At 70.9% G+C, this 26250-nt stretch carries 27 protein-coding genes; 22 read left to right on the forward strand and 5 right to left on the reverse strand.

The genetic code is table 11. The features are described from left to right. The 3 genes from AC08OP_RS03965 to ccsB form a co-directional block, all read left to right on the forward strand. A partial coding sequence (locus AC08OP_RS03965; protein WP_476612945.1) for a cytochrome c biogenesis CcdA family protein occupies window positions 1-529 on the forward strand: 529 nt, incomplete at its 5' end. Next, window positions 526-2634, forward strand: coding sequence for a cytochrome c biogenesis protein ResB (gene resB, locus AC08OP_RS03970; protein WP_476612946.1), 2109 nt, complete (start codon window positions 526-528; stop codon window positions 2632-2634). The genes AC08OP_RS03965 and resB, both read left to right, overlap by 4 nt. Then, a complete protein-coding gene (gene ccsB / locus AC08OP_RS03975) occupies window positions 2634-3788 on the forward strand; it encodes a c-type cytochrome biogenesis protein CcsB (protein WP_476612947.1) in 1155 nt (384 codons plus the stop codon). The genes resB and ccsB overlap by 1 nt, the downstream gene beginning before the upstream one ends. 186 nt (window positions 3789-3974) lie before the next feature. Here the strand turns inward: ccsB and AC08OP_RS03980 are convergent, their stop codons facing one another. Beyond that, window positions 3975-4400, reverse strand: a complete 426-nt coding sequence (locus AC08OP_RS03980; RefSeq protein ID WP_476612948.1) for a PLD nuclease N-terminal domain-containing protein — start codon at window positions 4398-4400, stop codon at window positions 3975-3977. Between the two features lie 404 nt (window positions 4401-4804). Between AC08OP_RS03980 and AC08OP_RS03985 the strand changes: the two genes are divergently transcribed. The 8 genes from AC08OP_RS03985 (at window position 4805) to AC08OP_RS04020 (ending at window position 11403) form a co-directional block, all read left to right on the forward strand. Beyond that, the gene (locus tag AC08OP_RS03985; protein ID WP_476612949.1) at window positions 4805-6256 is read left to right on the forward strand and encodes a menaquinone biosynthesis decarboxylase; all 1452 of its coding nucleotides are present in this window, start codon (window positions 4805-4807) and stop codon (window positions 6254-6256) included. Between the two features lie 87 nt (window positions 6257-6343). Beyond that, on the forward strand, window positions 6344-7291 hold the full coding sequence (gene mqnP, locus AC08OP_RS03990; protein WP_476592506.1) for a menaquinone biosynthesis prenyltransferase MqnP: 948 nt from the start codon (window positions 6344-6346) through the stop codon (window positions 7289-7291). Window positions 7292-7305: 14 nt separating this feature from the next. Next, complete coding sequence (locus AC08OP_RS03995) at window positions 7306-8142, forward strand: UbiX family flavin prenyltransferase (RefSeq protein WP_476612950.1); 837 nt, start codon at window positions 7306-7308, stop codon at window positions 8140-8142. Window positions 8143-8237: 95 nt separating this feature from the next. Beyond that, the gene (locus AC08OP_RS04000) at window positions 8238-8642 is read left to right on the forward strand and encodes a hypothetical protein (protein WP_476612951.1); all 405 of its coding nucleotides are present in this window, start codon (window positions 8238-8240) and stop codon (window positions 8640-8642) included. 102 nt (window positions 8643-8744) lie between these two features. After that, a complete protein-coding gene (mqnE, locus tag AC08OP_RS04005) occupies window positions 8745-9893 on the forward strand; it encodes an aminofutalosine synthase MqnE (RefSeq protein WP_476612952.1) in 1149 nt (382 codons plus the stop codon). Window positions 9894-9905: 12 nt separating this feature from the next. Then, window positions 9906-10199, forward strand: a complete 294-nt coding sequence (locus AC08OP_RS04010) for a hypothetical protein (RefSeq protein ID WP_462185635.1) — start codon at window positions 9906-9908, stop codon at window positions 10197-10199. Window positions 10200-10279: 80 nt separating this feature from the next. Continuing rightward, window positions 10280-10531, forward strand: coding sequence for a hypothetical protein (locus AC08OP_RS04015; protein ID WP_462185636.1), 252 nt, complete (start codon window positions 10280-10282; stop codon window positions 10529-10531). Continuing rightward, the gene (locus AC08OP_RS04020; protein ID WP_476612953.1) at window positions 10528-11403 is read left to right on the forward strand and encodes a menaquinone biosynthetic enzyme MqnA/MqnD family protein; all 876 of its coding nucleotides are present in this window, start codon (window positions 10528-10530) and stop codon (window positions 11401-11403) included. The genes AC08OP_RS04015 and AC08OP_RS04020 overlap by 4 nt, the downstream gene beginning before the upstream one ends. A 7-nt stretch (window positions 11404-11410) precedes the next feature. Here AC08OP_RS04020 and AC08OP_RS04025 read toward each other — a convergent pair whose 3' ends face one another. After that, window positions 11411-12406 (reverse strand): helix-turn-helix domain-containing protein, encoded by a 996-nt coding sequence (locus tag AC08OP_RS04025; protein ID WP_476612954.1) that lies wholly within the window; start codon window positions 12404-12406, stop codon window positions 11411-11413. A gap of 575 nt (window positions 12407-12981) precedes the next feature. Between AC08OP_RS04025 and AC08OP_RS04030 the strand changes: the two genes are divergently transcribed. The 6 genes from AC08OP_RS04030 to cobA all read left to right on the forward strand — a co-directional run bounded on the left by AC08OP_RS04030 (window position 12982) and on the right by cobA (window position 18037). Further along, window positions 12982-13467 (forward strand): response regulator, encoded by a 486-nt coding sequence (locus AC08OP_RS04030; protein WP_476603412.1) that lies wholly within the window; start codon window positions 12982-12984, stop codon window positions 13465-13467. A 175-nt stretch (window positions 13468-13642) separates the two neighbouring features. Then, window positions 13643-13834 (forward strand): putative leader peptide, encoded by a 192-nt coding sequence (locus tag AC08OP_RS04035; protein ID WP_476612955.1) that lies wholly within the window; start codon window positions 13643-13645, stop codon window positions 13832-13834. 60 nt (window positions 13835-13894) lie between these two features. Beyond that, entirely contained in the window at window positions 13895-15604 is a 1710-nt protein-coding gene (locus AC08OP_RS04040; RefSeq protein ID WP_476612956.1) for a nitrite/sulfite reductase, read from the forward strand. Then, window positions 15597-15803 (forward strand): transposase, encoded by a 207-nt coding sequence (locus AC08OP_RS04045; protein WP_476612957.1) that lies wholly within the window; start codon window positions 15597-15599, stop codon window positions 15801-15803. Before AC08OP_RS04040 ends, AC08OP_RS04045 begins: the two co-directional genes overlap by 8 nt. Beyond that, window positions 15803-16474, forward strand: coding sequence for a phosphoadenylyl-sulfate reductase (locus AC08OP_RS04050; protein WP_476612958.1), 672 nt, complete (start codon window positions 15803-15805; stop codon window positions 16472-16474). The genes AC08OP_RS04045 and AC08OP_RS04050 overlap by 1 nt, the downstream gene beginning before the upstream one ends. Window positions 16475-16534: 60 nt before the next feature. Beyond that, a complete protein-coding gene (cobA, locus tag AC08OP_RS04055; RefSeq protein WP_476612959.1) occupies window positions 16535-18037 on the forward strand; it encodes a uroporphyrinogen-III C-methyltransferase in 1503 nt (500 codons plus the stop codon). On the opposite strand, the gene AC08OP_RS04060 is transcribed toward cobA, so the two are convergent. Together AC08OP_RS04060 and AC08OP_RS04065 are read right to left on the reverse strand one after the other, a co-directional pair. Then, window positions 18003-18476 carry a sirohydrochlorin chelatase gene (locus tag AC08OP_RS04060; RefSeq protein ID WP_476612961.1) on the reverse strand — a complete coding sequence of 158 codons (474 nt, stop codon included), beginning with the start codon at window positions 18474-18476 and terminating at the stop codon, window positions 18003-18005. The genes cobA and AC08OP_RS04060 overlap by 35 nt on opposite strands. 87 nt (window positions 18477-18563) lie before the next feature. Then, complete coding sequence (locus AC08OP_RS04065; RefSeq protein ID WP_476612962.1) at window positions 18564-19655, reverse strand: NAD(P)/FAD-dependent oxidoreductase; 1092 nt, start codon at window positions 19653-19655, stop codon at window positions 18564-18566. A gap of 425 nt (window positions 19656-20080) precedes the next feature. Between AC08OP_RS04065 and AC08OP_RS04070 the strand changes: the two genes are divergently transcribed. The 5 genes from AC08OP_RS04070 (at window position 20081) to AC08OP_RS04090 (ending at window position 25487) form a co-directional block, all read left to right on the forward strand. After that, the gene (locus AC08OP_RS04070; protein WP_476612963.1) at window positions 20081-21985 is read left to right on the forward strand and encodes a serine/threonine-protein kinase; all 1905 of its coding nucleotides are present in this window, start codon (window positions 20081-20083) and stop codon (window positions 21983-21985) included. Window positions 21986-22027: 42 nt separating this feature from the next. After that, window positions 22028-22303: a hypothetical protein gene (locus tag AC08OP_RS04075; protein ID WP_476612964.1), complete on the forward strand. Its 276-nt coding sequence runs from the start codon at window positions 22028-22030 to the stop codon at window positions 22301-22303. A gap of 150 nt (window positions 22304-22453) precedes the next feature. Then, entirely contained in the window at window positions 22454-23641 is a 1188-nt protein-coding gene (gene mqnC, locus AC08OP_RS04080) for a cyclic dehypoxanthinyl futalosine synthase (RefSeq protein ID WP_476612965.1), read from the forward strand. Window positions 23642-23665: 24 nt separating this feature from the next. After that, entirely contained in the window at window positions 23666-24748 is a 1083-nt protein-coding gene (gene add, locus AC08OP_RS04085) for an adenosine deaminase (protein WP_476612966.1), read from the forward strand. Window positions 24749-24764: 16 nt separating this feature from the next. Beyond that, entirely contained in the window at window positions 24765-25487 is a 723-nt protein-coding gene (locus tag AC08OP_RS04090) for a demethylmenaquinone methyltransferase (RefSeq protein ID WP_476612967.1), read from the forward strand. A gap of 74 nt (window positions 25488-25561) precedes the next feature. On the opposite strand, the gene AC08OP_RS04095 is transcribed toward AC08OP_RS04090, so the two are convergent. Then, window positions 25562-26250: dienelactone hydrolase family protein (locus AC08OP_RS04095; protein WP_476612968.1), on the reverse strand; the 689-nt coding region annotated here is incomplete at its 5' end.

Consider the following 26250-nt stretch of genomic DNA (forward strand, 5'->3'; position numbering starts at 1 on the left):
GTCCTACGGCGCGGCCTTCGGCGGGCTCGGGCAGTGGCTCACCCGCCATCAGGTTGGCGTCAGCCAGGTTCTCGGGGTTGTCACTATCGTGATGGGACTCGCGTTCGCCGGCGTGTTCTCCCGGCTGTCCTGGGTGAACAGGGAATGGCGCATCCACCGGTTGCCGGCGCCCGGCCTGCTCGGCGCGCCCGTGCTGGGGGTGCTCTTCGGGATCGGCTGGACACCTTGCCTCGGCCCGACGTTGTCGGCCGTCCTGGGTCTGGCGGTGACGAGCGCGACGGCGCAGCGAGGAGCGTTCCTCTCCGCGGTGTACTGCCTCGGGCTCGGGCTGCCGTTCCTCGCCGTCGGACTGGCTTTCCGACGTGCCGTCGGCGCCCTGCGGGTGCTGCGACGGCATACCCGCATCCTGACCCTGCTCGGCGGCATGCTGCTCGTCACGGTCGGCGTGCTTCAACTCACGGGGGAATGGGCCGACCTGGTTGCGAACCTACGGCCCTACGCCCCCGGCTTCTCGGAGACGCCGCTGTGACCTCCTCAACCCGTTCGAACGCCCGGCTCGCGCCTGCGTCCGGAGCCGCCGATCCCGCGTCACTCGCCGCCGGGTCCGTCGACGTCGAACCCGGCGACACCGTCGAGGCCGAGTCCGGCCTCGAGAAGTCCGGCCTCGAGTCCGCCATCGAGTCCGCGGGATTCGACTCCGGCGTGGCGGCCAGCTCGCGCCGCCTGCCCGAGGGGCATGCCGACGCCCGCGTCGCCGCCCCCGAGGCGTTCGACCCGCCGGACAGCGCGGCCGGTCCGTCGCCCGGCGACCCCGGCGCGCCGACCGACGGACCGGGGCGCGCCCCCGGCGCCGGTGGCCGGTTCACCCGGCATCCGGCCCTTGCCCTCGCCGTCCGGTCCTGGCGCCAGCTCACCAGCATGCGCACCGCGTTGCTGCTGCTGTTCCTGCTGGCCCTGGCCGCCGTGCCCGGATCGCTGCTGCCGCAACGCGCCATCAACCCGATGCGGGTGGAGCAGTACCTCGCCGACCACCCCACCCTCGGTCCGCTGCTCGACTGGTTCTCCGGGTTCGACGTCTTCGCCGCGTCCTGGTTCGCGGCGATCTACCTGCTGCTGTTCATCTCCCTGATCGGCTGCCTGTCGTCCCGGATCCGCTGGCATGCCAGGGCGCTGTTCACCGCGCCGCCGAAGGCCCCGGCCCGGCCCGGCCGGCTGCCCGGCGGCAGCGCCTGGACGAGTCCGATGGAGCCCGGCGACGCGATGGCGGCCGCCCGGCAGGCGCTGCGCCGACGGCGCTTCCGGGTCACGGCCACGGCTGGCGAGGCCCGCGACGCGAAGGGGACCGCCGACCACTCCGTCGCCGCGGAGAAGGGGTACCTGCGCGAGACCGGTAACCTCGTCTTCCACATTGCCCTGGTGGGGCTGCTCGCCGCGGTGGGCTTCGGTTCCTGGTACGGATACTCCGGGACCGTGCTCGTCGTCTCCGGGAGTGGATTCGCGAATACGATCATCTCCTATGACCAGTTCAACGCTGGTCAGCGCGTCGACCCCGCGAAGCTGCGCCCGTTCTCGCTCACGCTGGACCGGTTCAACGCCACGTTCCAGCCGAGCGGCCAGCCGTCCGACTTCCGCGCCGACGTCACGTATGCCGCCGCGCTGAACGCCCCGACCCGCAAGGCGACCATCCGCGTCAACCATCCGCTGGTGATCGGCAATGCCAAGATTTACCTCATCGGGCATGGATTCGCCCCGCACTTCGTGCTTCGCGACGCCGCGCGCAAGGTCGTCTGGGAGTCGAACGTGCCGTGTACCCCGCGGGACGGCATGTTCACCTCAACCTGCACCGTCAAGATCCCCGACACCGGACTGCCCGCGCTGGGCGTCCGCAAGGAGCCCCAGCAGCTGGCCTTCAGCGGCGTGTTCACGCCGACCACCCGCCTCGACCCGACCCAGGGATACGTCTCCGTGTTCCCCGCGGCCCGCGCGCCCGGTCTGACGATCACGGGGTTCGTCGGCAACCTCCATCTCAACGAGGGCATTCCACAGAACGTCTACACGGTCGACACCCGCGACATGCGCCAGATCACGATGACGGGCCCGGCGGGCAGCGAGCGCACCGCGCAGGTCCTGGCCCTCGACAACCCGCGGCAGCGCACCCTTACCGGGCTGCCCGGCGGGATGAGCCTCGAGGCCGACAGCGTGGCCGAGTTCGCCACCTTCCAGGTCAAGTCCGACCCGTTCAAGGGCGAGGCGTTGCTCTTCGCGGTCCTCATCATCGTCGGGCTGATCGCGAGTCTCCGGGTGCGCCGCCGCCGGGTTTGGGTGCGGGCCCGGCCGGCGGCCGCCGGTGGGTGCACGGTGGAGCTCGGCGGGCTGTCCCGCTCCGACGCCGACGGGTTCGCCGTCGAGCTGGCCCAGCTCACGACCCTGGTCCGCGAGGCCACCGGGCTTGCCGGCACCGACCGGTCCGTGCCGACCGCCTCGGAATCGAGCGGCGCCGAACCCGCCAGTACCGAACCCGCCAGTACCGAACCGGGCAGCACCGAACCGAGTAGCACCGAACCGAGTAGCACCGAACCGGGTGGCACCGCAGCCGGCGATGCCGTGTCGAGCGCCAGCGAACGGGAGCACTGATGGCGGTCAACGAGGGCGTAGCCAGCCTTTCCGATCATCTGTTTGGCAGCGGCGAGGCGGTGTACGCCACGGCGATGCTCGGCTATGCGGCCGAGTTCGCGTTCAGCCGGCTCGGCCTGCGCCACGATGCGGTTCAGGAGGCGGCGGCCGTCCCGGCACGGCAGGGGGCCGGGCGGCCGGCGGCGCTGATCGGAGCGGCGGCCGGCCCGACCGACGGGGCCGCGACCCCGATCGACCCGTCCGACCCCGCCGCCGTGGCCCTCGCGGCGGCCCGGGCCCGGGAGAGCGAAGCTGTCCGGCGGCGGGCGAACGCCGCGCACACGCTGGCCGCCGGTAACGACGGCGACGTGGCGGTTCCCGCGCGTGCCCGGCGGATCGGGCGGATCGCCGTCGCGCTGACGGTCGTCGGCTGGACGCTGCACCTGGGGTCCGTCATCACTCGTGGCCTCGCGGCGGAGCGGGTGCCCTGGGGCAACATGTACGAGTTCTCGTCGATGATCTGTCTGATCGCGGTCACGACGTTTCTCGCCCTGATGATCCGGCAGCCGGTCCGGTGGCTGGGCGTCTTCGTCATGCTGCCGGTCGTGCTCTCGCTCGGTTTCGCCGGCACCGTGCTCTATGTCGCCGCGGGACCGCTGGTGCCCGCGCTCAACTCGTACTGGCTCAAGATCCATGTGGTCGGTGCGATCGTCGCCAGCGGGGTATTCCTGGTCTCCGCCGTGACCACGGTGTTGTTCCTCATCAAGGAGCGTTGGGAAAACCGGCTGGCCGAGGTCGCGGCCGGACGGGCTGACGCGAGCCGGGCCATGCAGCGCCGGGGCGGCATCGTCATGCGCCTGCCGTCGTCAACGGCGCTCGACACACTGTCCTACCGGGTCATCGCGTTCGCGTTCCCGATCTGGACCTTCGCGATCATTGCCGGGGCGATCTGGGCGGAGGCGGCATGGGGCCGCTACTGGGGGTGGGACCCCAAGGAGACGTGGTCGTTCATCACCTGGGTCTGCTACGCCGCCTACCTGCACGCCCGCGCGACGGCTGGATGGCGTGGGCGGCGGGCCGCGGCGATCTCGCTGCTGGCCTTCAGCGCCCTGTTCGTGGACTACTACCTGGTGAATCTGATCATCTCGGGGCTGCATTCCTACGCCGGCATCTGACCCTCCCCGCGGCTGCTGGTCCCTGGTCCCGGTCTGGCCCCGTCGGGGAGAACGGGCGGGTTACCCGCAGCCTGCGGAGAACACCCCGCTCGGCCGCGTACCGGAACGACGGACCGCCGCTCGTCCCGGTGCGCGGAGCCGGTCAGCCGCGGGCTCGTGCCCCTGGATCCCCCGCGTCCAGGCGGCTCAGCCGTGGGACGACGACGGCGGCGGTCCGGCCTCGCCCTTGCGGATCCGGGCGGACAGTTCCCGCATGAAGTCCGGGTCGTCGTCGGGACCCTTCGGCCGGACGGCGGCCCGGCGGGTGCCCGTCCGTGCGCTGTACCGGCTGAAGCCGCCATCACGCCGGCTGTCGACGCCCCAGGACGATCGTTGCCCGAAGGCCGGGTGGTCGGAGACCGGCCGGCGCAGCGGTCGCTCGCCGACGCTGTTCGCGCGAGGCCGACCGAAGAAGAACCATCCGGCGGTGCCGAAGATACCAAGGAAGATCACTGCTACGATCCACGCGAGTTTGGGCATGATCCGAACCTCCTCGGGGGGTGTCCCGAAGACATCGATGATCGCGTAAGCCCAAACACCAATGATCACAAACGTCAGCGCGAGGCCCAGCACCGGCCGGTCGCTCCTTCCTGCTTTTCTTGATCGTTATGCTCGTCTTGACCTGTCAGGTATGGAACATCCGATCCGCGGGCATCTAATCCCGACCCGTGGCGAAATCCCCGACCGTGGCGAAATCCCCGACCCGTGGCGACGTCACGGGTCGGGTGGCGTCACGGACGGGCAACCCCACCAGATGGGTCAGGCGAGCACGTACCGTCCGCTATGGCCTGCGGCGGACGTACATGTCGTGGTGATGGCCGGCCCGTGTACCTCTAGTGTGCCTTCCGCACCGACTCCTCGTCCCCCCGGTCCGTTATCCGACGCGGTCGTGCCCGTGGCGTGACGTGTTGAACTGGGATCGTGACCACCTGTGGGCGGTCGGGCATCCACCCGTGGCGACTGCGAGGATGGAGGTCATGGCCTGGGCGGATCTGCGTGCGTTCCTTGCTCATCTCGAAAGGCGGAAGGATCTGCGCCGCGTCACCGTACCCGTCGACCCGCGTCTCGAGGTCACCGAGATCGTGACCCGGGTGGTACGGGAGCGCGGGCCGGCTCTGCTGTTCGAGTCCCCGGCCGGCGCCGACATGCCGCTGGCGATCAACGTGTTCGGCACCGAGGAGCGGATGGCTGCCGCGCTCGGCGTCGAGGCGCTGGACGACATCGGTGAACGGCTCGGCGCGCTGCTGCGCCCGCAGCTGCCGATCGGCCTGTCCGGGTTGCGCGAGGCGTTCGGCAAGGCGGCGTCGCTCGCCTCGATCCCGCCCCGCCGGGTCCGGACCGCGCCCTGCCAGGACGTCATCCTCAAGGGTCCGGACGTCGACCTGTTCCGGCTGCCGGGGGTGCACGCCTGGCCGAACGACGGCGGGGCCTTCCTCAACCTCGGTCTGACGCACACGAAGCACCCCGAGACCGGGGCGCGCAACCTCGGGATGTACCGGTTGCAACGCCACGACGCACGCACCGTCGGCATGCACTGGCAGATCCACAAGGACTCCAACGCGCATCACGCGGTCGCCGAGCGGCGTGGGGAGCGGCTGCCGGTCGCGATCGCGTTCGGGTGCGACCCGGCGGTCACCTACGCCGCGTCCGCGCCACTGCCCGCCGACCTCGACGAGTACCTGTTCGCCGGTTACCTGCGCGGCGAGCGGGTGGAGATGGTCGACTGCCTCTCCGTCCCGCTGCGGGTGCCCGCGAACGCACAGGTGGTGCTCGAGGGCTGGCTCGAGCCGGGGGAGCGGCTGCCCGAGGGGCCGTTCGGCGACCACACCGGCTTCTACACCCCCGTCGAACCGTTCCCGGCGCTGCACGTCGACGTGATGACGATGCAGCGTGACCCGGTGTTCCAGACGATCGTGGTCGGTCGGCCGCCGCAGGAGGACGGTCCGATGGGCAAGGCCACCGAACGGATCTTCCTGCCGCTGGTCAGGATGATGATCCCCGAGATCGTCGATTACGACCTGCCTGAGGCGGGGGTATTCCACAACTGCTGCATCGTCTCCATCGAGAAGCGTTATCCGAAGCACGCGCAGAAGGTGATGAACGCGGTCTGGGGTGCCGGGCTGCTGTCGTTGTCGAAGCTGATCGTGGTCGTCGACGCCGACTGCGACGTGCACGACTACCACGAGGTCGCCTGGCGCGCCTTCGGCAACGTCGACTATGCCCACGACCTGATCACGACCATCGGGCCGGTGGACCATCTCGACCACGCCGCCTACGAGCAGTTCTGGGGCGGCAAGGTTGGTGTGGACGCGACCCGCAAGCTACCGAGCGAGGGTTACCGGCGCAACGGCGGCTGGCCGGAGGAGATCGTCATGGACGAGGCGGTCCGCGAACGGGTCACCCGCCGATGGAAGGAGTATGGACTGTGACCGTCCTCCGTTTTCCTTGCCTATCCAGAGGGACAAAAAGGACGCTGGGGCCTCTGGATAGGCAAGGAACAAGGAGTGGTGATTGCGGTGAGTGACGCCGCGTGGGTGCCGGGCGCGTCGGAGCCGGTCGGGCGAGGGTCGGGAGCCGGCCCGGGACACGCCGCCGGCCGGGTACGGGCGTTCCTGCGGCTCGTCGTCATCGAGCACTCGGTCTTCGCGCTGCCGTTCGCCTACATCGCGGCGCTCGCCGCCTCGTTCGCGGATTCCCGGTCGGTGCACTGGTCGGACCTCGCCCTCGTCAGCGTGGCGATGGTCGCGGCCCGAACCTTCGCCATGGCGGCAAACCGGGTCATCGATCGCGCGATCGACGCCCGTAATCCGAGGACGGCGAACCGAGAGCTGGTCACCGGCGTGGTCTCGGTGCGCACGGCGGTCGTCGGCGCCGCGGTCGCGCTCGCCGTCTTCCTCACCGCCGCCGCGGCCCTGTCCTGGCTCTGCCTGCTGCTCGCGCCGGTCGCTGTCGCGCCGCTCGTCGTCTACCCCTACGCGAAACGGTTCACCGACTTCCCGCACGCCGTGCTCGGCATCGCCCAGGCGGTGGCCCCGGTCGGCGCGTGGATCGCGGTCACCGGCGAGTGGTCCTGGGCCGCACTGGTGCTCGGCCTCGCGGTCGGTAGCTGGATCGGCGGCTTCGACGTGATCTACGCCTGCCAGGATGCCGAGGTCGACCGGCGCATCGGCGTGCGTGCGGTGCCGGCCCGGTTCGGGGTGCGGGCCGCGCTCATTGGCTCCACGGTTACGCATATGATCACCTTTGCGTTGTTCATCGTCTACGGGCTGCTGGACAACGCCGGTGCGTGGTGGTGGGCCGGGCTCGTGCTGACGGCGGCGGCATTCTGCTATGAGCACGCCATTGTGTCCCCGAATGACCTGTCGCGGGTCAACCGGGCCTTCCTCACCGCGAACGGATTCGTCGGCATCGTCCTGTTCCTCTTCGCCGTCGTCGATCTCGCCAGCCGTGGCCTGGCCGTCTGAGCGTCGGATTCGTCATGGCCGATGTTTTCAGTGCCCCCGAGGAGGAGGCCGGACCGCGCCTGCCGTGGGTGGTCGGGGTGAGCGGCGCCAGTGGAACCCCCTACGCGGCCGCGGTGCTGCGTGGCCTGCTGGCCGCCCGGCTGCCAGTCGATCTGGTGCTGTCCCGCGCGGCCCGCCTGACCCTGCTCGATGAGACGGGCATCGCCTGGCGTGACTCCGCCTGGGCGAAAGCCCTGGTCACGTGGTTGTCCATGCCCCTGAGCGGGGTGTCACCTCCAGAGGGTGTGTCGGCGCGGCGGGCCGCGCGCGCCGCGCCGGCCGATCGGGGCGTCCCGGCCGACGGTGACGTTCTCGGCGATCGTGACGCGCTGGCCGATACGGTGTCCACCCTCGTCGAGGTACATGCCCCGGGTGATCTGGGGGCGCCGACGAGCAGCGGTTCGTACCCGACCCGCGGGATGATCGTCGTCCCGGCGAGCACCGCCTGCCTAGCCGGCATCACCCTGGGATTGTCCAAGGATCTGTTGCAGCGGTCGGCGGATGTCACGCTCAAGGAAGGCCGCCGTCTGATCGTCGTCCCGCGGGAGATGCCCTACACCCGCGCGACGCTGCGCCACATGCTGGACCTGCACGACGCCGGGGCGGTGGTGGCCGCGGCGAGCCCGGGATTTTACGCGGGCGTACGGACGGCCGGCGATCTCGTCGACTTCGTGGCCGGGCGGGTGCTCGACGCCGCCGACGTGCCGCACACGCTCTTCCGGCGTTGGACCGGCGAGCTCGGCGGCGCCCGCTGTGACCTGCCGGGCCGCTGTGACCTGGCGGACGTCGAGGCGGCGCCACCGGCCGGGTGACGCCTGTTCCCCCTGGCGCAGGCCCCGCCCGGACAGGCACAGTTGTCGGGAACGGGCCCCGACCGGGGCCGCGGTGCCGGCGGGATGAGGACGATATGGCCACGGGTGGGCGCGGACCGGCGAGGAACCGGGGCCGCGGAACCGGCGGGGTGGACGGGGCCACGGCACGCAGACCCGCCTCGGCGGGGGGCCGCGGCGCCTCGGCGCGGCCGGGTCGTCCCACTCGCGCCGAGCGGCCCGCGCCGCAGGACGTGAACCTGCGTGCGCAACTGCCGTACTTCCTGACCCGCGTCGCCGCCCTCGCCGTGATCACCGTAATCCTGGTGACCGTGGGGCTGAACCTGCTGATGGCGCTGCTCATTGGGTTCGCCGTCGCCGGACTGCTGACCTGGCCGCTCGGGCGGATGCAGCGCAGGGCCGCACAGCGGGCCGCTCAGCGCCCGGATGCCGGGAACGGCGGGAACGGCGGGAACACCGGGAACGGCGGGAACGGCGGGTAGCCGCGAGTAATCCGGATGCCCCGCCGGATCGCGGGGCGGCTGTGACCGGGTAGCTGTGCTCGCCTCCGAGGACGCCGAGAGCTGCGGGCTAGGCTGGAAGGCATGGATGCTGGGCTCAAGCGGGAGATCGAGGCCAAGGTTTCCGTCGGCGAGAGGCTGAGCCGTGCCGACGGGGAGGCGCTGTACGCCAGCGACGACCTCGTCTGGTTGGGCGGTCTCGCCCACGAGGTTCGCACCAGAAAGAACGGCGACAAGACCTTTTTCAACGTCAACCGGCATCTGAACCTGACGAACGTCTGCTCGGCGTCCTGCGCGTACTGCTCGTTCCAGCGCAAGCCCGGTGAGTCCGATGCTTACACCATGCGCATCGAGGAAGCTGTCCGGCTGGCGAAGGAGATGGAGCCGGCCGGGATCACCGAGCTGCACATCGTCAACGGTCTGCATCCGACGCTGCCCTGGCGCTACTATCCGCGCTCGCTGCGGGAGCTCGGCAAGGCGCTGCCCGGCGTCGCGTTGAAGGCGTTCACCGCTACCGAGATCCACTGGTTCGAGAAGATCAGCGGCCTGTCCGCCGACGAGATTCTCGACGAGCTCATCGATGCGGGACTCGAGTCGCTCACCGGCGGCGGTGCGGAGATCTTCGACTGGGAGGTCCGCCAGAAGATCGTCGGTCACGAGACGCACTGGGAGGACTGGTCGCGCATCCACCGGCTCGCCCACGCCAAGGGCCTGCGCACCCCGTGCACGATGCTGTACGGGCACATTGAGGAGCCCCGGCACCGGGTGGACCACGTGCTGCGGCTGCGTGAGCTGCAGGATTCCACGGGCGGGTTCACGGTCTTCATCCCGCTGCGCTTCCAGCACGACGCCGCCGGTGACCCGCGCAACCGGTTGATGAACCAGCCGATGGCGACGGGGGCCGAGGCGTTGAAGACGTTCGCCGTCTCCCGGCTGCTGTTCGACAACGTGGATCACATCAAGTGCTTCTGGGTGATGCACGGCCTCACCACGGCGCAGCTCGCGTTGAACTTCGGCGCTGACGACCTCGACGGTTCCGTTGTCGAGTACAAGATCACGCACGATGCGGACCGGTTCGGGACGCCGCACACCATGACCCGCGAGGATCTGCTCGCAATCATCCGCGACGCCGGCTTCCGCCCGGTCGAGCGGGACACCCGCTACCGGGAGATCCGTGTCTACGACGGTCCCGACCCGGCTCGGCGTGACGTCCCGACCTCGATCGACGCCTGACCGGTGGACCGGATGGGCACCGGGGACGGGCCGGGGCCGGCCCGCGGATCCGAGGAGTCGCCGGCGCCCGGGAGTCCCGGGCCTGTCCGGCCCCCCGGAGCGCCCGGCATCGGATCGATCTTTGTGCTTGCCTTCCTGGTGATCCTGTTTCCGGGGGTGGCCGGGTACGTGGTGCTCGACTGGATCGGTCTGCCGATCGGCGCCGCCGGCCTGCTGGGTCTGTTCGTCGTCTTCCTGGGGCTGGGCTTCTTCCCGACCGTGCTGCGCCGGCTCGGCTGGGTGCCGACGAAGAGACGGAGGACGTGATGGTGCAACCGCGTAGGCGGCTGGTTCCGTGGCTACAGCGGCTTCCGTGGCCACAGCGGGTTTCGTGGCCACAGGGGGCGATGCCTGACTCGCCGACCGGATCGGGCCAGGCGGGCGAGCGCGGCCTGCTTGGCATCAACCTGCGGTACTTCGCGGTACGCGTGCTGCTCTTCGGAGCGGTGCTGGCCGTGGTCCTGCTGCTGGGGGTGAGCGGGCTGCTGGCCTTCGCCCTGGCCGTGGTGTTCAGCGGGCTGCTCAGCTATCCCCTGGCGTTGCGCCAGCGCCGCGTGGTCATCGAGGTCATGGAGGAGCGCCGGGGCGGACGGCGTTGACCGGAGCCGGAGCGGACAACGATGGCGATACTCAGGCCCGTCCCCGGGTGGGGCACATCCAGTTTCTGAACTGCCTGCCGCTGTACTGGGGACTGGTCCACTCCGGTGCTCTGCTCGACATCGAGCTGACGAAGGACACCCCGGACCGGCTGAACGACGCGCTGGTCGCCGGCGATCTCGATATCGGTCCGATCAGCCTGGTGGAGTACCTCCGGCATGCCGACGAGCTCGTCGTGCTGCCCGACCTCGCGGTCGGCTCCGACGGTCCGGTCCTGTCCGTCGTGCTGAGCACGGCGGCGCCGCTCGTGGAGATCCGGACCGTCGCGCTCGGCTCGACGTCCAGGACCAGCGTGCTGCTCGCCCGGATGTTGCTGGAGGAGCGCTACGGCCTGCGACCGGAGTATGTGACGATGCCGCCGGACCTGCCGTCGATGCTGCGGGAGGCGGATGCCGCAGTGATCATCGGTGATGCCGCGCTACGGGCGACCTACGATGCCGAGCGGGGCGGTCCGGACCATCCTCTCCGGCTCGTCGATCTCGGTGCCGCCTGGCGGGAGTGGACCGGCCTGCCCATGGTGTTCGCCGTGTGGGCCGCCCGACGGTCCTTCGCCGAACGCCGTCCCGGGGTGGTCAAGGAGGTGCACGGCGCGTTCCGCTCCGGACTCGACCTGGCGCTGCGTGATGTGGACGAGGTCGCGGCGCGGGCAGCTCGTTTTGAGGTGTTCGACCCGGGCACGCTGGCCCGGTATTTCACCACTCTCGACTTTCGGCTCGGTGCGCGCCAGCAGGCGGGGATTATCGCCTTCGCCGGGCGTGCCGCGCGGCGAGGTGATGTTCCGGCGCTGCGTGCACTGCGTTTCGCGGACGTCTGACCGCCGCTCAGACCGGTGGTCGGAACGCGTGAGAGATACTGGTCGGCGGAATCGGAACCGCTCGGCGCGTACTCGCCGTGGCGAAGCGCGCGATACGTCCCTTTACCAGCGCGACCAACCGGGGTGGGGTGGCTCGCCCGCCCGGCGCGATCAGCAGCTCGTCGAGCGTCTCGCCACCGGCGTCATCCCCGCCGGCCAGAGCATACCTTGGATCGCTGGGTTCACCTGGCGGCCCGGACCGTGGGTCCGGTGGCACGGGGGCCCCGAGGCCGTCGCCGGACGCGATGCCGGGTTCGGTGCCGGGTTCGCTGCCCTCGCAGGCCTGCCGGGCGGCCGCGTCGATGAGGCTGTTGACCGCGAGGGTCCAGGCCCGTAGTCCTTCGTGACCGGTCAGCTCGGTGAACACCGCCGCCTCGAGGCAGCAGGTGCTGGCTCCCGCGAGCTCGTCCACGTCCAACAGGGAGATGGCGAGCAGCCCGGCCAGGTGACCCGCGAGCATGAACAGCCGGAACTGCTGGTGCGGCAGCATGGGCGTGTGCAGCAGGTTGTCGACGACGTTCTGCTGCTCCAGCACCTGGGCGGTGACGTCCTGTGGATCGAGCCGGTCGGCCTTGGCGATCAGATCGGCCACCAACCGATCGAGGTAGTCCAGTTCGGTGTCCGACCGGCGGTGGTCGAGCAGATCCGAAACCCGGCGGCGGGACTCCCGCTCCGGATCGGGCTGGCGACGCAGGCGTTCCGCCCGGGCGGCGACGGCTGCCTCACGCAGGTCGATGAGGGCGCCCCCGGCCTCCAGCGCCGCGTCGACTGCGGCGATCACCGGTCGGGAGGGGATGCCTCGGCTGGGCTGTTCGAGCTGACCGATGTACTGGCGGCTGTAGCCGGTGCGTCGGGCGAGCTCCTCCCGAGAGAGGACACGTTCACAGCGCCGCCGTCGGACCTCAGCGGGTAGCAGGTCTTCGGCGGTCGCTGCATCGTGCCGGCCTCGGCTCCGTTGCCGCATCTGTGACGTCCTTCCGCGTGGCAAGGTCCCGCCTCCCGAGGAGGGAAGCTCAGCAGTCGTGTGCTGTCTCTGCTCGCCCGCCTGACGGTCGCCCGCCCGATGGCCAGTAGAGAGTCACCGATAGTGATCAGATTACTCCAGGACGCACCCTAGTAGACTAGAGGTCAAAAGTCCCATACACATCCAGTTTCACTGATTACTCTCAGTTGTCAAACGGCAGGCGAAGTCGATCGGCATCGCGCTTCGTGGTCGGCTGATCGATCGCCGCGTGGAAGTCGTCCGTCATACCGCACCTCCGTCGAGACATTATGCCGACCTTCTTGGGTTATTGTTGGGAAACGCGAGTGTTGCCACGGAAGTGTTGGCGGAAAGCGGCGGAATCGCCGAGGGCTCGTCCGGACGGGCTATTCCCGCATGGTGTGCTATCGCGGCTGCGTCCAGGCTGCGGTGCTTCGCGACGGTCTGCGGGTATCGGCCTGATGGCCAACGTGGGTCATCCTCGGAAACCATCCTGAATGACGATGCGCGGGGTCGGGCGGGGCGCGTACAAAAGAATGGTGGATACCGGCCGTTCGGTGGATGCCGACACCGTCGGGCTCGTCGGGGAGAAGGCCGTCGGCCTGGTCGGCGGTTCCGCTGTGGGCCGTGGTTCCGCTCCGGCGGAGCAGGTGCCTCCGCCCGGTCCACGGCGCGTAGTCGTCGTCGACGACGCGGACGGGGTGCGCGACCTATTGTGCCTGTTGCTGGAGACCGAACCCGACTTCGTGATCGTCGGCGCCGCGTCCAACGGCGCGGAGGCGATCGACGAGGTCGTCCGCACCGAGCCGGACCTCGTGCTGCTCGACCTGGCCATGCCGGTCCTCGACGGCATCGCCGCCCTGCCGCGGATCCGGCGGGTCGTGCCGCGGGCCACGGTGGTGATCTTCACGGGATTCTCCGAGGATGCGTTGCTCGACCAGGTGCTGGAACTCGGCGCGGACGGCCTGCTGGAGAAGGGGCTGGCCACCGGTCCGCTGGTGGAGCAGCTCCGGCGGCTGTGCGCCGCCCACCGGACGATCTGAGCGATCTCGTGACCGGCGGGATTGTTCATTTTCTCCGCTGCCATGACGGCCATGGCGGACGGTCTCGGGGCTGGTCGTCCGGTTTGTTCCAGTTTGGAGCAGGGCGGCGGGTCGAAGTAGGCCGGACAGTGCCCCGACTTGCCCATCAGCCGTACTTCTGTGGAAACATGGGCTCGTGACTACGTGCGCCCTCGCTGGTGGGGTGCCGGTTGGGCAGGCGTCAGGCCTTCCGCTTGACGTCTCCCGTCGGCGCCGGGCTGCGTCGTCCCCCGCGGTGCCGTGCCTGGTGGTTGAGCCGATGCTCGTCGCCCGTCTGCACGTCGACCTGCTGCGGGTCTCCAGCGCCGGCTGTCGCCGCTCCCGCTGACGTCTCCGTTCGTGGCGCCCGCTGCCGGCGCCGCGACTTCCTTGCGCACCGAGAGATCTCATGACTTCTCCTGCTCGTCCTACCCGGTCCGCGCGCCCGTCCCGACCCAAGGGAACGGGCCAGTGGGCGTTGGGATATTCCGAGCCGCTCAACGCGAACGAGCGGATGAAGAAGGACCAAGGCGGCCTGGAGGTGCGGGACCGCATCCTCAACCTCTACCCGCGTACCGGTTTCGACGGGATCGATCCCCAGGACCTGCGGGGCCGGTTCCGGTGGTGGGGTCTGTACACCCAGCGCCGGCCGGGGATCAGCGGCGGGCGGACGGCGATCCTCGAACCCGAGGAACTGGACGACTCCTACTTCATGCAGCGCATCCGGCTCGACGGCGGCCGGATGACTTCGGATCAGCTCCGGGTGATCGCCGACGTCTCCACCCGCTACGGCCGGGACGTCGCCGATGTCACCGACCGGCAGAACATCCAACTCCACTGGATCCGGATCGAGGATGTGCCGGCGATCTGGGCGGCACTGGAGAACGCCGGCATGACCACCGCCGAGGCCTGTGGCGACACCCCCCGGGTGATCCTCGGTTGCCCGCTCGCCGGGGTCGACGGTGACGAGATCATCGACGGGAGCGAGGCGATCGACGAGGTCGTCCGCCGGTTCATCGGCGACCCTACGCTGGCCAACCTGCCCCGTAAGTTCAAAAGCGCCATCTCCGGCTGCGCCGACCACTGCACGTTGCACGAGATCAACGACATCGCGTTCGTCGGGGTCATCCATCCGGAACTGGGAGCCGGCTATGATCTGTGGGTCGGTGGCGGTCTGTCGACGAACCCGCGGCTCGGCGTGCGGCTGGGCGCGTTCGTGCCGCCGACGCGGGTTGCCGAGGTCTGGCACGGCGTCGTGTCGCTGTTCCGAGACTACGGCTACCGCCGGCTGCGCACCCGCGCCCGGTTGAAGTTCCTGGTCGCGGACATGGGCGCCGAATGGGTGCGCGCGACCCTGGAGAAGGAGTACCTGGCTTCGGCGCTGCCTGACGGCCCGGCGCCGGCCCCGCCGCGCAGCGAGGGGCGCGACCACATCGGGGTGCACCGCCAGCGCGACGGCCGCAACGCCGTGGGGTTCGCACCGCGGGCGGGTCGGCTCAGCGGGACCACGCTGACCGCGGTGGCGGACCTCGCCGATCGGTTCGGGCAGGGCCGCATCCGCGCCACGACGACGCAGAAGCTCGTCATCCTCGATGTCGCCGACGCGGGCGTCGACGCGCTGGAGGCCGAACTCGGTGCGCTCGACCTGGTGGTCCGCCCGAGCGTGTTCCGGCGCGGCACGATGGCCTGCACCGGTATCGAGTTCTGCAAGCTGGCGATCGTCGAGACCAAGGGCCGGGCCCGCGACCTCATCGACGAGCTCGAACGCCGGCTGCCCGACTTCGACGAGCCGATCGGGATCAACGTCAACGGCTGCCCCAACGCCTGCGCCCGCTTCCAGGTCGCAGACATCGGGCTCAAGGGCTCCCTGGTACCGGACGACGCCACCGGTGAGATGGTCGAGGGCTTCCAGGTCCACCTCGGCGGGCACCTGGGTACCAGGTCGCGGCTGGGCCGCAAGTCGCGTGGTCTGAAGGTGACCGCCGACGGCCTCGTCGACTACGTCGTCGCGGTGCTGGAGACCTACCGGGCGGGCCGGACCGCGGGGGAGAGCTTCGCGGACTGGGCGGAGCGGGCCGACGAGGCCCAGCTGACGGCGCTCGGTGCCGCCGATGGCTAGCGGTGAGCGGGTGGTGCCCTTCTACTGCCCGTACTGCGGCGAGGAGGACATCGTCCCGGACACGCCGCCGGAGGGCTCCGGCGCGGGACATGGCCACGGGTACTGGGCGTGCCGGTCCTGCCTGCGGGGCTTCCGGCTGAGTCTGACGGCCCTCGCGGCCGCCGGAGCCGGGTTGCGTGACGACGAGGAGACGAGCTGATGGATGCCGCGTTGCAGGCCCGGGCGCTGCGGGCCGGGGACGATCTCGAGGGTGCGCCGGCGGAGGAGATCCTGCGCTGGGCGGTCGAGGAATTCGGGACGAAGCTGGCGATCGCCGCCTCAATGGCTGAGACGATCCTCGTGGACATGCTCGCCCGGATCCGGTCCGACGTCCCCGTGGTTTTCATCGACACCGGTTATCACTTCCCCGAGACCGTCGGTACCCGGGACGCGGTGGCCGGAACCTACGACCTGCCGATCATCAGCGCCCGTCCGCAGCTTACCGTCGTCGGCCAGGACGCCGTCTACGGTCAGGACCTCTACCGGACCGACCCGGACCTGTGCTGCCGGATGCGCAAGGTCGTTCCGCTGGATCGGGCCCTGGCTCCCTACCGTGCCTGGGCCGCGGGGTCGCGGCGGGCGGAGTCGCCCAGCCGGGCGAAGCTCCGGGTCGTCGACTGGGACGCCAGACGGGGCAAGGTGAAGATCCACCCGCTCGCGGCCTGGACCGACGAGGACGTCGAACGCTACGTGGCCGAGCACGGCGTCATCGTCAACCCGCTCCTCTCCGACGGTTACGACTCGGTTGGCTGCTGGCCGTGCACCCGGCGGGGCGCCGGCCGGGAGGGCCGGTGGGCCGATTCGATCAAGACGGAGTGTGGCATCCACTGACCTCCTCGGGCCTGCCGGCTGCCAGTGTTCGAAGGCAACCGAGCAGGTACGGTGCACGCCGTGACGGACGGGCGAAGTGTGGGTGAGGTCTGGCTGGTCGGCGCGGGCCCGGGCGATCCCGGTCTGCTCACCGTTCGCGGCCGTGAGGTGCTGGCGAACGCGGACGTCGTGGTCACCGACCGGCTCGCCGCGGCCGTCCTCCTCGGCGCCGCCCCGGCTGGCGCCGAGATCATCCACGTGGGCAAGAGCCCGACCGCGCCGTCGTGGACCCAGGAGGAGATCAACGCGCTCCTCGTCGACCGGGCGCGCGCCGGTGCGCGCGTCGTCCGCCTCAAGGGCGGCGATCCCTACCTGCTCGGGCGAGGCAGCGAGGAGGCGCAGGCCTGCGCCGTGGCGGGGGTCGCGTGCACCGTCGTGCCCGGCGTTACCTCGGCGCTGGCCGTACCCGCCTGTGCCGGCATCCCGGTCACCCATCGTGGTCTCGCGCAGGAGGTTGCCATCGTTTCGGGGCACCTGCCACCCGGCCATCCGGAGTCGACGGTGGACTGGGCCGGTCTCGCGGCCTCCCGGGCGACCATCGTCATCCTGATGGGGGTGGCGCGTCTCATGGACATCACCGACGCGCTGCTCACCGGCGGTCGCCCCGGGGCGACGCCGGTCGCGGTCATCGAGCGCGGGGCGACCCCGGCGCAGCGGGTCCTGCGGACCACCCTGGACGCGCTGGCGATCGACGCGATCGCGGCCGGTGTGCGGTCTCCCGCGGTGATCGTGGTCGGAGAGGTCGCGGCGCGCCGGGACGCGCCGGTCTCGGAGGCGGGGCCGCTCGCCGGGATCCGGGTACTCGTGGCCCGTACCCGGCCGCGGCCGGGTCTGCTGGCTCGCCGGCTGCGGCAGCTGGGCGCGGATGCGGTCGAGACCGTTGTCGCCCGGCCCGCGCCGGTCGAGGACGCCGGTGCCGTGCTGGTGGCGGCGCTGCCGGGAGCGGATGGCCTGCTGCTGGCCGATGCGGACGAGGTCGCCGCCGTGGTGGCCTTGCTGCGTCGAGCTGGCACCGACGTGCGGGCGTTGGCCGGCCTGACTCTCGTCGCGGCCCGCGGGGACGCCGCGGAAGCGCTTGACGGGCTGGGCCTCGCCTCGGTGCCCGTCGCCGAGCTGTCCATGGATCCGTCGTCGACCGGTCTCGCCGGTCCGACCGGCTCGTCGCGGGTGCTGATCGTCGGCGCGGCGGACCCGCCGGACGGGGTGTGTTCCCTGCGCCGGGTGCCGCTGCTTACCGACGTGACCGCCGAGCCGGATCCCCGGATCGCCGAGGAGCTCCGGCACGGCGACTTCGACGTCGCGGCCTTCGCGTCGTCCACCGCCGCCCGCAGCACCGCCGAGATCTACGGACCTCTCCCGCCCGATCTGCTCATCGCGGCGATGGGTCGACGCAGCGCGCTGGCCTGTGCGGTGGCGGGCATGCGGGTGGACATCGTGCCCACCGAACCCGGGGTCCATCCGCTCGCGGCCGCCGTCGCGGACTTCGTCGTCACCAGCCGGTCCTCCGGCTCGCCGGAGGGTTGATCTTCGGAGCGGCGGCCTCGGCTTCGCGGACCAGGAGACGCAGAGTGTCGTCGAGCCGCGCGCGGACCGCGTCGACGACGCTCGCGTGCAGCCCGAGCGGCTCCGACAGCACCCATCGGGTCGTCGGGTGCCGGCACCGGGCGTCGTCGAGTGCCGCCGGGATGTCTCGGCGGGTGTGATTGCCGTCGAACAGGAAGAACGGGTAGACGACGATCTCGGTGCATCCCGCGTCGGCCAGCGTGGCGTACCCGGTGGCGATGTCGGGCCGGGCGATTTCGAGGAAGGCGGCTTCGACCGCCCCCCACGTCCATGGCGCGGCGGCATGGCCGGGATCGACCACATGACCGGGATCGACCAGGAGCCGGTGGGCGAGCTCCCGAACCGTCGCGTTCGCCTCATCCCGCCGGGATCCGTGACCGATCACCAGTAGACCGCGCATGTTCCCAGTGTGCGCCGCGGGTCCGTCGGCGCCCGGTCGGGCGCCGACGGACAACGGCCACGCCTGTCGGTCACGCCCGCCGGGCGCTCAGCCGCCGGTGCCGTCGTCGGAGCTGTGCCCCGGGAAGATCTTTGCCGACGGGTCCACCACCGGCGCCGCGTTGTTGACCGCCGTCGCGGCCTCCCCGAAACCCGTCGCGATCAGGCGGACCTTCCCTGGGTACTCAGTGATGTCGCCGGCCGCGAAGATCCGCTCGACCCCGGTCGCCATCGTCGGGTCGACGACGATGTGCCGCTTGTCAATGGTCAGATTCCAGCGGGTCAGCGGTCCGAGGTCGGCGGTGAATCCGAGCGCGGCGACGACCGCCTGCGCGGGTCGGACATGTCGGTCGCCGGTGCGGGTCTGCACCAGTTCGACCTTCTCGATCCACTCCTCACCGTGGACCGAGGCGACCTCGGTGAAGGTCAGGATCTCGACGGAGGACGCCTCGACCCGTTCGACTGTGGACATATGCGCCCGGAACCGGTCCCGACGGTGCACGAGGGTGACCGAGCGGGCGATCGGCTCCAGGGCCAGCGCCCAGTCGAAGGCGCTGTCCCCGCCGCCGACCACGATGACGTCCTGGCCGGTGTGGACGTCGAGCTTGGGCACGAAGTAGACCAGGCCGCGGCCCAGATGCGCGGTGCCGGTGGGCAGCGGGCGGGGGGTGAAGGTGCCGAGACCGCCGGTGATGACGACGACCTTGGCGCGTACCCGAAGACCCTGGCTGCTGGTCACCACCACGGCGCCCGGCTCGTGGGTCAGCTCGGCGGCCTGCTGGCCCAGCAGGTAGGTGGGGGAGAACTGGTTCGCCTGGATCAACAGGGCGTCGATCAGTTCACGGCCCCGGACGGCCGGCAGGCCCGCGATATCATAGATCATCTTCTCCGGGTACATCGCGGTGACCTGACCGCCGGCCTCGGGCAACGAGTCCATGAGCGCGACTGACAGGCCGCGGAATCCGGCGTAGTAGGCGCCGTAGAGGCCGGCCGGCCCGGCGCCGACGATCAGCATGTCGACGTCGGTGTCGACCGGGGACGTCCCCGACCGCACGGCGCCGGTGACGCTCGCCCTGGCCGCGGGGTCGGTTTCCGTGACCGCGTTCGCGGGCTGGTGCGCATCGGCGGACTGCGTGACCACGGGTGACTCCCTAAGCTTGGCGGCCGACCGGCGCTGTCGGGGCAGCCGGTCGGTAGCAGTGGATGTTCCCTCCCTCATCCTGCCGGAGACACGCCGCACCCGCCTTCATCCGCGGAATGGTGAGTCGTCGACCACCTGTGGTTGTCGTCGACTACCTGCGGTCCCCTCGGATACGGCTGGCGGGAACGACCGGATCCGCCGCGTCGGCTGGCGGACAACGCTCGACATCGATTTACTCGAGAGGGTTAGCGTTAGCGTGACTTCCGCGCCGTTGCGGATGCCCGTAGGGACTGGGCGACGACGGACTGTGGCGTGATGATGGGTTCGTCTCCCTGCGCGGGGGGACAATTGCGGCACCGGTGACGGCTCCCAGGCCGGAACGGTACCTGGGCCGCGGCCGGAGGTATAACACGGGCGGGAGAACAGTGACGGAACGATCGGCGCGTCGGGTTTCGCCTAGTGGCGGATATCCGGCCGAGGCGCCGCATCCCGATGATCCGACCACGATCGGTGTTTACCAGGTCGTCGGTCGGCTGGGCGCGGGTGGGATGGGAACGGTGTTCCTCGCCCAGGACGCAGCCGAGAAGTTCGTTGCGATCAAGGTGATCAGGTCGGACCTCGCCGCCGACCCGGAGTTCCGGGCACGTTTCCGGGACGAGGTGGCGGCCGCTCGGCGGGTCGCGCCCTTCTGCACCGCCCAGGTCCTCGATGCCGATCCCGACGCGCGTCGTCCTTATCTGGTCACGGAGTACATCGACGGCGTCCGGCTTGATCAGGCCGTCACCGAGTCCGGTCCGCTGCCGCTGTCGACACTGCAGGGCGTGGCGGTCGGCGTGGCGTCCGCGCTCACCGCTATCCACCGGGCCGGCATCGTCCACCGGGATCTCAAACCGAGCAACGTCATGCTGTCGTACTCCGGCCCCCGGGTCATCGATTTCGGGATCGCCCGTGCGCTCGACATGACAAAGGGCCGCACCCAGACGGGTCTGGTCCTCGGCTCGGTCGGCTGGATGGCGCCCGAGCAGATGGAGGGCGCCGCGCTCGGCCCGGCGGTCGACGTCTTCGCCTGGGGACTGCTGATCGGTTACGCGGCCACCGGCGGTCACCCCTACGGCCACGGCACCTACCTGGAGATGTCGGAGAAGATCCTGACGGGTCAGCCGGACCTGCGGGCCATGCCGCCTGATCTCACGCCGATCGTCCGGTCCGCGCTCGCCCGCGACCCCCGGGACCGGCCCTCCACCGAGAACCTGCTGCTCACCCTGCTCGGCGAGCGCGGCCGGGCCGGTGACGCGCGAGACGCCGCGACCGCCCTGCTCGACGGGACCTGGCCACGGGGACGCAGTGCCGCCGCGGCTGGGGCGGTTGCGGCCGACGGGGCCGACGGGGCCGACGGGGCCGGTCGACCGGATCCGACCCAGGTTGCGACCCCGTATGACCCGTATGAACAGCGGCGCTGGTGGGAGAATGAGTCCCGGCCCCTCGGCGGCGATCGTTGGTGGAACGACTCAGCCCGCGACATGCCCCCGCCGGCCGGTCCGCCCATGCCGCCACCCGCGCTGGCACCGCCACCGGCCGCCGACCGTGCCGCGGGCCCGCGGCCCGGGGCGCCGCGGGCCCGTCGACGGCGCCGCGGCGGATTCGTCCAGTACGACGATGAGGCCGACGGGAACGGCCACCGATCGGGTTTCGACGATTCCGGCGAGGGGGGCCATCCGGCACCGGACGTCCGCCCGATGCACGGCGGCCAGCCCCGGGCGGATTCTCCGCCCGCCGGTCAGCCCTACCCGGACCAGGCCTACGCGGGTCGGCCCCACGCGGGTTGGCCCTACGCCGGTCAGCCCTACGCCGGTCAGCCCTACGCCGGCCGTGCCGCGGAGGCGGCACCGTCCCCCCAGGCGCCGGCGCGGCCCCGACCCGTGGCCCAGCAGTGGCCCCCGTCGGTGCCCGCGGGTCCCGAGCCTGTCAGGGGGCGCGGTGCGCTCTCGCCGGAGCCACGGCCGGCCCCGGCCCCGTGGGTGGCCGAGGCACGCCCGGACCGGCGCGGACGCGCGCCGGCTCCCTACGCTGAACCGGCGCCGCGACCGCGTCCCCGGCGTCGGTTCCGGCTGCGGATCCCTTTCAAGCGCACGATTCTGTTCGTCCTCGTCGTCCTGCTGCTGCTCTACGTGGCGGACCAGATCGCCTTGATGGTCGACGAACAGCGCCAGCGGTTGTGGGACAAGGTCGTCACGTCGGTCAAGGACGACACCCGTGACCAGCTCGACAGTCTGTGGAACCGGGTGAGGGACACGTTCGGCGGCTCCTCGGGCGGGTCGTCGAACGGATGACCGGCAGGCGTAAACCCCTGCCCGGATAGGTACACCGTTATCATGGCCAGTTTCTCGAACAAGATCACGGACTTCCTGCACAGCCCGAAGACCAAGGAGATAGTCAACAAGGCCAAGGCCGCGGCCAACCGGCCGGAGAACCGGGACAAGATCAAGCAGCTCCAGGCGAAGCTCACCAGCCGCGGCCATGGTCACCACGACGCCGGTCCCGCCAGCCCGGCCGGCTCCTCGACCGCCGGTTCCTCGACCGGTGGCTACACTGACGCCACCCACGGTGGCTCCAGTCCGGCGGACCCGGGGACGCGATCCGGACACTGACCGTTCATCCCCCGCGTCGCGCCGATGGCCCCGATGGCTCCGACGGCTACCCTGGGAGGATCGCCGAAGGTGATTCGACGGAGACCCCGAACGGCGCCCGATGCCAGGGGTCCCCGCGTCGCGCCGAAGGCGCTATGCGGGGAGGGCCGTATGGATGTCGATGGCGAGATTCCGGTGGGTCAGGGCGATGGTGAGATCCGGTCCGTGCTGGACCGGGCCGCAGCCGGCGGGCGTATCTCGGCGGAGGAGGCGCTGCTCCTCTACACGAGGGCGCCGCTGCACGCGCTCGGCGGTGCGGCGGACACGGTCCGTCGACGCCGTTTCCCCGATGGCATCGCGACGTACATCATCGACCGGAACATCAACTACACGAATGTCTGCGTGACCGCCTGCCGGTTCTGCGCCTTCTACCGCGCTCCGAAGCATGCCGAGGGCTGGGTCCGCGACGTCGAGGATATCGTCGCCAAGTGCGGGGAGGCGGTCGAGCTCGGCGCCACGCAGATCATGCTGCAGGGCGGGCACCATCCCGACTTCGGCATCGAGTGGTATGAGCGCACCTTTGCCGCCATCAAGAAGGCATATCCCCAGTTGGCACTGCACTCGCTGGGCGCCAGCGAGGTTGTGCACATCGCCCGGACGTCCGAGCTGACCTTTCCCGAGGTCATTACCCGGCTGCGGGACGCGGGCCTGGACAGCTTCGCGGGCGCGGGAGCGGAGATCCTCACCGAACGGCCCCGGCAGGCGATCGCTCCGCTGAAGGAGCCCGGTCACGCCTGGCTGTCCGTGATGGAGACCGCTCACAACCTCGGCCTGGAATCCACCGCCACCTTCATGATGGGCACGGGGGAGACGAACGCCGAGCGCATCGAACACCTGACGATGATCCGGGACGTCCAGGACCGGACCGGCGGATTCCGTTCGTTCATCCCCTGGACCTACCAGCCGGAGAACAACCATCTCGGCGGGCGCACCCAGGCGACGACCCTGGAGTACCTCCGCCTCGTCGCGGTCGCGCGGCTGTTCTTCGACAACATCACGCATCTGCAGGGCTCCTGGCTGACCACCGGCAAGGAGGTCGGCCAGCTTACCCTGCACATGGGCGCCGACGACCTCGGCTCGGTGATGCTGGAGGAGAACGTCGTCTCCTCCGCCGGGGCGCGCCATCGCACCAACCGGGCGGAGCTGATCTCCCTGATCCGCGCGGCCGACCGCATTCCCGCGCAGCGCGACACCCGCTACCGGCACCTCGTCGTGCACCGCGACCCGGCGCAGGACCCGGTCGACGACCGGGTGGCCTCGCACTTCTCCTCCACCGCGCTGCCGCTCATCTCCGCGTAGCCGGGCGCACCATACAGTGACCGGGTGAGTGACCCCTCCGGATTCGCGGTTCCGTCCCCGACCGGGCCGAAGATCGAACTCCACGTCCATCTGGAGGGCACGGTCCGTCCCGCCACCCTGCTGGAGATGGCGCGCCGCAACTCCGAGGCGCTGCCCGCCCGCACGGTCGATGGCCTCGCGGACCTTTACCGCTTCCGCGACTTCGACCACTTCCTGAAGGCCTGGATCCTCACCACCCACGTGATGCGGACGGAGGCCGACTTCCGCCAGGTGGTCGTCGACTACGCCGCCGAGGCGGCCCGGGCGGGCGCTGTCTACCTGGAGGGCATCTTCTCGCCCTGGTTCCGGGTCCATCGGGGGGTCCGCGTCGAGGAGATCTTCCACGGTTACGCCGACGGGGCGATCGAGGCCAGGGAGCGCTACGGCGTCGAGGTGCGCCTCACCCCGGACATCGAGCGGGTGCTGCCAGTCGAGGCCGCGATGGAGGTGGCGCGGTGGGCGGTGCGGTTCGCCGATCGCGGTGTCGTCGGCATCGGGCTCGGCGGACCGGAGGTCGGTCATCCCCCCGAGCCGTTCGCGTCGGCGTTCGCCCTGGCCGCCGACGGCGGGCTCGCCGCGGTCCCGCACGCGGGGGAGACAGCGGGCCCGGTGTCCGTGCGGAGCGCGCTCGACGCGCTGGGAGCCAGGCGGATCCGGCATGGGATCCGGGCCGCCGAGGACCCCGAGCTGATGCGACGGCTGGTCGATCAGGGGATCGTGCTGGACGTCTGCCCGGTGTCCAACCTGCGGACCCGGTCGGTGGCGTCCCTCGACGACCATCCTCTGGCGGCGCTGCTGCGGGCCGGGGTCGCGTGCTCGCTCGCCACCGACGATCCCGCTATGTTCGGCACCGATCTGGAGACGGAGCACGCGGTCGCGGCGGGGCTCGGTGCCCGGGCCCGCGACCTGTACACCGCCGGGGTCGCGGGCGCGCTGTGCGACGAGCCGACCCGCGCGCGGCTGCGGCGGATCGGCGAGAGCACCGACTGGGACACCGTCGAGAGGGCCGCCCGCGACGCCTCGGTGGCGGCCTCGGCGCGGTTCGGCGGCGGGGAAGGGGCATGGTGAGTGAGGAAGGGGCATGGTGAGCAGAGCGGGACTCGACAAACGTCCGCGGGACGTCGCGTCGATGTTCGACGGGGTGGCCAACCGGTACGACCTGACCAACACCGTGCTCACCGGCGGGCTCGACCGGACCTGGCGGCGCGCCGCGGCGGGCGCGCTGGACCTGCGGCCGGGCCTTCGGGTCCTCGACCTCGCCGCCGGGACGGCGACCTCGTCACGAGCCTTCGCGCTCGCCGGGACCGACGTGGTGGCCTGCGACTTTTCCCTGGGGATGCTGCGGGCCGGGCAGCGTCGGCTGGCGTCGCGGCCGTTGCCGGGGGAGGCCGGGCGGATCCTGCTGACCGCCGGGGACGGGCTGCGGCTGCCGTTCCGGGACGAGACCTTCGACCGGACGACGATCTCGTTCGGTCTGCGCAACGTCGCCGACACGCTCGGCTGCCTCACCGAGCTGCGCCGGGTGACCCGTCCGGGCGGGATGCTCGTGGTGTGCGAGTTCAGCCGCCCGGTCTGGGCGCCTTGGCGGACGGTCTACGTCGAGTACCTGATGCGGGCCCTGCCAGCCGTGGCCCGCGCGGTGAGCAACAGCCCGGACTCGTACGTCTATCTCGCCGAGTCGATCCGGGCCTGGCCCGCCCAGGCGGAGCTGGCCGGCCTGCTGCGGGAAGCAGGCTGGTTCCGGGTCGGCTGGCGCAACCTCACCGGCGGCGTGGTGGCGCTGCACCGGGGTCACGTCCCGGACTGACGGTGCTGGACCGGCCATGGTGCTGGACCGGCCATGGTGCTGGACCGGCCGGCGCCACGGTCGGCGGGGTGGGCTCAGCCGGGAACATGCGAGTCGAACCAGGTCAGCATGCGTGACCAGGCGTCCTTCGCCGACGGGCCGTGGTAGGCGGCGGCGCGGGCGTCGTTGTGGAAGCCGTGCCCAGCCTGTGGGTAACGGACGATCTCGGTGGGCACAGACGCCTTCCGTGTCGCCGCCCGCAGGTCCTCCACCTCCGAAGTGGGGATGCTCGGATCCTGGTCGCCGTACAGACCGAGCCACGGTGCCTGCAGGCGGCCGGCGAGATCCAGCTGGGCGGGTTCCCCGAAGCGGCGCATAGTGATCCCGCCACCGTAGAAGGTGGTCGCGGCGCCGAACGGCCGGGCCACCGCCGCCTGGAAGGCGATGCTCCCGCCGACGCAGAAGCCCACGACGGCGCAGCGGTCGATGGCGGTTCCCTCCTCGGCGAGGACGACCAGCGCGGCGTCGATGTCGGCGAGGAGGTCGGTGCCGTTGAGCTTATGGATGATCTTCACTGCGGAGGCGAGATCGTCGTAGTCGAAGACGGGCGAGCCCGCGCGGTGGAACAGGCCGGGGGCGATTGCCCGCCACCCCCCGCGCGCGAACCTCGAGCAGACATCGGTGATGTGCTCGGTGAGGCCGAACGCCTCGTGGAGGACGACGACGCCGCCGCGTGCGGGACCATCGGGTTCGGCGAGCGTGGCCGGGGCGGGCCCGTCGGGGG

This window comes from Frankia sp. CeRuru1, assembly GCF_977966315.1.

What these genes read in the sequence shown, in the direction of transcription:
- ccsB (WP_476612947.1), top strand. Translation starts at nt 2,634, where the DNA reads ATGGCGGTCAACGAGGGCGTAGCCAGCCTTTCCGATCATCTGTTTGGC.
- AC08OP_RS03985 (WP_476612949.1), top strand. Translation starts at nt 4,805, where the DNA reads ATGGCCTGGGCGGATCTGCGTGCGTTCCTTGCTCATCTCGAAAGGCGG.
- AC08OP_RS03995 (WP_476612950.1), top strand. Translation starts at nt 7,306, where the DNA reads ATGGCCGATGTTTTCAGTGCCCCCGAGGAGGAGGCCGGACCGCGCCTG.
- AC08OP_RS04000 (WP_476612951.1), top strand. Translation starts at nt 8,238, where the DNA reads ATGGCCACGGGTGGGCGCGGACCGGCGAGGAACCGGGGCCGCGGAACC.
- mqnE (WP_476612952.1), top strand. Translation starts at nt 8,745, where the DNA reads ATGGATGCTGGGCTCAAGCGGGAGATCGAGGCCAAGGTTTCCGTCGGC.
- AC08OP_RS04010 (WP_462185635.1), top strand. Translation starts at nt 9,906, where the DNA reads ATGGGCACCGGGGACGGGCCGGGGCCGGCCCGCGGATCCGAGGAGTCG.
- AC08OP_RS04015 (WP_462185636.1), top strand. Translation starts at nt 10,280, where the DNA reads ATGCCTGACTCGCCGACCGGATCGGGCCAGGCGGGCGAGCGCGGCCTG.
- AC08OP_RS04025 (WP_476612954.1), bottom strand. Translation starts at nt 12,406, where the DNA reads ATGCGGCAACGGAGCCGAGGCCGGCACGATGCAGCGACCGCCGAAGAC.
- AC08OP_RS04040 (WP_476612956.1), top strand. Translation starts at nt 13,895, where the DNA reads ATGACTTCTCCTGCTCGTCCTACCCGGTCCGCGCGCCCGTCCCGACCC.
- AC08OP_RS04045 (WP_476612957.1), top strand. Translation starts at nt 15,597, where the DNA reads ATGGCTAGCGGTGAGCGGGTGGTGCCCTTCTACTGCCCGTACTGCGGC.
- AC08OP_RS04050 (WP_476612958.1), top strand. Translation starts at nt 15,803, where the DNA reads ATGGATGCCGCGTTGCAGGCCCGGGCGCTGCGGGCCGGGGACGATCTC.
- AC08OP_RS04060 (WP_476612961.1), bottom strand. Translation starts at nt 18,476, where the DNA reads ATGCGCGGTCTACTGGTGATCGGTCACGGATCCCGGCGGGATGAGGCG.
- AC08OP_RS04075 (WP_476612964.1), top strand. Translation starts at nt 22,028, where the DNA reads ATGGCCAGTTTCTCGAACAAGATCACGGACTTCCTGCACAGCCCGAAG.
- mqnC (WP_476612965.1), top strand. Translation starts at nt 22,454, where the DNA reads ATGGATGTCGATGGCGAGATTCCGGTGGGTCAGGGCGATGGTGAGATC.